Origin of the sequence: Phormidium pseudopriestleyi FRX01 (assembly GCF_017313335.1) — a bacterium.
GTDB classification, from domain to species: domain Bacteria; phylum Cyanobacteriota; class Cyanobacteriia; order Cyanobacteriales; family Laspinemataceae; genus Laspinema; species Laspinema pseudopriestleyi.
The window spans coordinates 1-3,982 of sequence record NZ_JAFLQW010000148.1 but is presented as its reverse complement, the minus strand read 5'-3'; the positions used below and the strand labels follow the sequence as shown (position 1 = coordinate 3,982).

Genomic DNA, 3,982 nt, shown 5'->3' with positions numbered 1-3,982 from the left:
AGTAATTTCTGGAAAAATTTCATTCAATTTAGTCTGACTTTTGGTTATTTGCCTGAGAATATCACAGATTGAATTTGCGACTCAAAAACCACAATCTACCCTCTTTCAATCGACCAATATTTTTTTCAAAACTTTAATCATTAAATGTATATTTCTGGGTTCCAACTCAGGCCAAATGGGTAAACTCAGCACCTCAGTTCCTAGCAAATCACTCACTGGCATCTTGGGATACTGCCCCTGATAAACAGGCAACTGGTCTTGTGGCACAGGATAATAAATCATCGACCCAATCCCTTGCTCACCCAGATATTTCTGCACCTTGTCGCGTTTCCCATCCAAAACCCGAATGGTATATTGATGAAACACATGACCATCCGCAAACTCTGGAGTAATTATCCCCTCAACATCCGCCAATAACTCATTGTAAGTTTTAGCCACCTGACGCCTACCCTCATTCCACTGCTCCAAATAAGGCAACTTTACCCGCAAAATTGCAGCTTGCAACGTATCCAATCGAGAATTATACCCCCAAACTTCGTTGTGATACTTTTTCTTCGCCCCATGCACCCGCAACATTCGCGCAATTTCCGCAACTTGGTCATCATTGGTGACAACCATGCCCCCATCCCCATAAGCTCCCAAGTTTTTGGAAGGCTCATACCTTGACACTCAGTTATTGTAATTGATAAATACGCCCATAGTGTCCAATTATGGAAACCAATTTTCATCTAAAACCTGTTCTAGAGTACCCGTCAGTGTTTCCGGAAAGTGACTTAAAGGAAGTTGTGATTTATCGCTGACAATTTCTATGGCATCTTGATAGCATTCCCCGTGAATTTCCTGCAAATAATTCTTGAGGCTAGGGCTATCTTCCAGTTCATCTTGAATCTGTTGGCGAAAATTTCTAATTTCACCTTTCCAATGAAATTGATTTCTCTCAACCTCAGATTCCCAGTAGGTTAATTTCAGTAAATGTGACCACAAATTCCTTAATAAACTTTTCAGTTTCTTTTTTTGCCGCCGACTCAAGTCAGATACCTCTTCAATTAAGTTCTGCCAGTCAACAGAATCAAAGTCGCGCTTTTCCAACTGTTTAACGGTTTCTATCACCCAAAGATTATAGTCATTGTCATACAAGATTTCGGAGACTGGTTCTAATGGAGTTGCCATAAAACCTCCTGATTTAAGGCTGAACATTTTATTATTGAATTACTCAAGAACTCCACTCACCACATTAACAACCACTGCCATGTTTTCTGATGCCATTTCAGGCCAAATCGGTAAACTCAGAACCTCAGTCCCCAACAAATCACTCACTGGCATCTTGGGATACTGCCCCTGATAAACAGGCAACTGGTCTTGAGGAACAGGATAATAAATCATTGAGCCAATCCCTTGCTCACCCAAATATTGTTGCACCTTATCCCGTTTCCCATCCAAAACCCGAATCGTATATTGGTGAAACACATGACCATCAGCCAACTCTGGAGTAATTATCCCCGCAACATCCGCCAATAACTCATTGTAAGTTTTAGCCACCTGACGCCTCCCCTCATTCCACTGTGCCAAATAAGGCAACTTCACCCGCAAAATCGCGGCTTGCAAAGTATCCAAGCGAGAATTGTACCCCAAAACTTCGTTGTGATACTTCTTCTTCGCCCCATGCACCCGCAACATTCGCGCAATTTCCGCAACTTGGTCATCATTGGTGACAACCATGCCCCCATCCCCATAAGCTCCCAAGTTTTTGGAAGGGAAAAAGGAATAAGCCCCAACATCTGCGATCGCCCCCGTAAATTTCCCTCGTAGGGATTCCAGGGTGGTTTCCTGGCAATGACCCTGACAAGACGAACAAGTTCCCCAATATCTTGCCCCAAAAGATTGAGCACAATCTTCAATCACTTTTAAGCCATATTCCTGTGCCAACTCCATAATCTGTCCCATTGCCGCAGGTTGCCCATAGAGGTGAACAGGCATAATCGCCTTAGTCCGAGGCGTAATTTTCGCTTTAATCTCCTTGGGGTCAATATTGAAACTTTTGGAGTCAATATCCGCAAAAACTGGCTTTGCGCCCAAATTGCTAATGGATTCCGCCGTGGCGAAAAAAGAAAACGGAGTGGTAATCACCTCATCACCTTCCCCAATTCCTAGCGCCCTTAACCCAATTACCAAAGCATCTGTACCAGAGTTTACAGCGATCGCGTGTTTAACTCCTACATATTTTGCGACTTCCTGCTCAAACAGCTTAACATCAGGCCCCATGATGAACTGACCTGATTCTAAAACACGGTTAATCGCCCCTTGAACTTCGTCCTTAATTTGCTCGTACTGGGGCTTTAGGTCTAAGACAGGAATTTTAATTTCACTCATATACTCAGTTTTTGATTTGGAATCGTCTGATTATTAAGTCCGAGAACTTTTGTTCCCGCAGGCGAATTCGCGCCTACTCCCCAAGAGATTGAAAATCTAACAAACCGCTCATAGAGACGACCGTTGAGGAATGGAGAGACCGCTGCGAAACTTTTCTTGTCATCAAGGCAACCATTCGGGAGAGAGAATTTCTACTAAAGAATACGGGCAATTTTCTGGGAATATGTCTGGAGATAGCTGAGATTTCCGAATCGCATTTGTTCTAGCTTTTTGATAAATCTTATCTAGGACTTGGACACAATAGTTATAAAGAACTTTAGACTCAAATAGCAAATCTAATTCCAATCTAAAGTTATCAATTTCTGTTTCCCATCCCTTGCCAGACCACTCTTTTTCCGATTCCCAGTAATCATAAAGCAGCAGGTGAATTAAAAGCCTTAACAAATAACTTTTCACTTTATGTCTTTGCTCGTTTCCCAAAGCGGATATTTCCTCAATTAAATGTTCCCAATCAACGTTTTCTAACTCTCCATTTTGCAACTGCTTGAGAGTAATGTCTAACCATTCAGGATAATCTTGTTCATAAATTTTGGAAATAACATTTACTGATGGCATCTTCTTTCCTCAGTTCTTTGTCAAATATTTAGCAGAAGTTAACCTACCAATTTTTTCTAAAGCAATAATACTGTATTGGAAACGATTTTCATGTTTAACTGGAACTCCTGAGTACATCTAAATCGCTTTCTAGTTCCGCTTCCAACTCTTCCGGAGGATAATTAAAAATACTCACTCGATATCGGCTGCAAGTCTCAAAAAAATCGAGTCTTGACATCCCTGCTAACTCAGCCGCTTTTCCTGCTGAGACTTTCCCCAACTCAAACATTTTCAATGCAGCCATTAAACGGATGTGCTGTTACATTTCATCCCTGGTCATTTCAACGGCTTTTTCAACTCCGATTGGGTATTTAATTTGAAGATTTTCAGTATTCATCCAGTTACTTTTTTCCTAGTCTTTGTACAGACTGGGCTTAAATTTCACTCCCCTTGATGGGAATTACCCAACTGATTAGTCAGAGTATTTGCGGCTTCCGCTAATTCCTTCAGACTAATTTTGGGCAAACCCTCTTGCCGCCATTGGGTGTAATCAAACCGATCGCGTGTCATCATTAGGACAAAACGCTCGGCTTCGACAAGACCCAGGGTAATAATCAAGGCTTGCATTCCTTCAATGCGAATTTCTGAATCAGTTTTCATTTCTCATAGTGAAATCTACAGGAAATAACAATAACTTCTTCCTCAGAAATGCCATAAACCAAACGATGCTCAGAATTAATCCTTCTTGACCAATATCCAGACAAGTTACCTTTGAGTGGCTCTGGCTTGCCAATCCCTTCAAATGGACTTCTAATTATATCTTTAATAAGTAGGTTGACTCTTTTTAAAAGTTTTTTATCCTTCTCTTGTAACCAGAGATAGTCTACCCAAGATGCTTCGGTAAAAGCGATTTTCATCTTTCTGCCCTCTTGGAGACTCGCACCATACCTGTACCCTGGTTGGTGTCGAGAGGAAAATCGGCGCGTGATTTATGTGGCATAAGAAAACCCATCCTTTT

General features: G+C 41.5%; 7 protein-coding genes. All 7 read right to left on the bottom strand.

The annotated features are described in order from the left end of the window. Nucleotides 1–105 precede the first annotated feature (105 nt). The 7 genes from J0895_RS05580 to J0895_RS05550 all read right to left on the bottom strand — a co-directional run bounded on the left by J0895_RS05580 (nucleotide 106) and on the right by J0895_RS05550 (nucleotide 3,881). Entirely contained in the window at nucleotides 106–669 is a 564-nt protein-coding gene (locus J0895_RS05580; RefSeq protein WP_340643460.1) for a DegT/DnrJ/EryC1/StrS family aminotransferase, read from the bottom strand. Between the two features lie 39 nt (nucleotides 670–708). Beyond that, the gene (locus tag J0895_RS05575; protein ID WP_207087129.1) at nucleotides 709–1,170 is read right to left on the bottom strand and encodes a DUF29 domain-containing protein; all 462 of its coding nucleotides are present in this window, start codon (nucleotides 1,168–1,170) and stop codon (nucleotides 709–711) included. 39 nt (nucleotides 1,171–1,209) lie between these two features. Then, entirely contained in the window at nucleotides 1,210–2,370 is a 1,161-nt protein-coding gene (locus J0895_RS05570; RefSeq protein WP_207087128.1) for a DegT/DnrJ/EryC1/StrS family aminotransferase, read from the bottom strand. A gap of 162 nt (nucleotides 2,371–2,532) precedes the next feature. Further along, nucleotides 2,533–2,985, bottom strand: coding sequence for a DUF29 domain-containing protein (locus J0895_RS05565; protein ID WP_207087127.1), 453 nt, complete (start codon nucleotides 2,983–2,985; stop codon nucleotides 2,533–2,535). Between the two features lie 94 nt (nucleotides 2,986–3,079). Next, nucleotides 3,080–3,277: a UPF0175 family protein gene (locus J0895_RS05560; protein ID WP_340643461.1), complete on the bottom strand. Its 198-nt coding sequence runs from the start codon at nucleotides 3,275–3,277 to the stop codon at nucleotides 3,080–3,082. Nucleotides 3,278–3,405: 128 nt separating this feature from the next. Then, complete coding sequence (locus tag J0895_RS05555) at nucleotides 3,406–3,624, bottom strand: hypothetical protein (protein ID WP_207087126.1); 219 nt, start codon at nucleotides 3,622–3,624, stop codon at nucleotides 3,406–3,408. Continuing rightward, nucleotides 3,621–3,881, bottom strand: a complete 261-nt coding sequence (locus J0895_RS05550; RefSeq protein WP_207087125.1) for a Txe/YoeB family addiction module toxin — start codon at nucleotides 3,879–3,881, stop codon at nucleotides 3,621–3,623. Before J0895_RS05550 ends, J0895_RS05555 begins: the two co-directional genes overlap by 4 nt. Nucleotides 3,882–3,982: the final 101 nt, after the last annotated feature.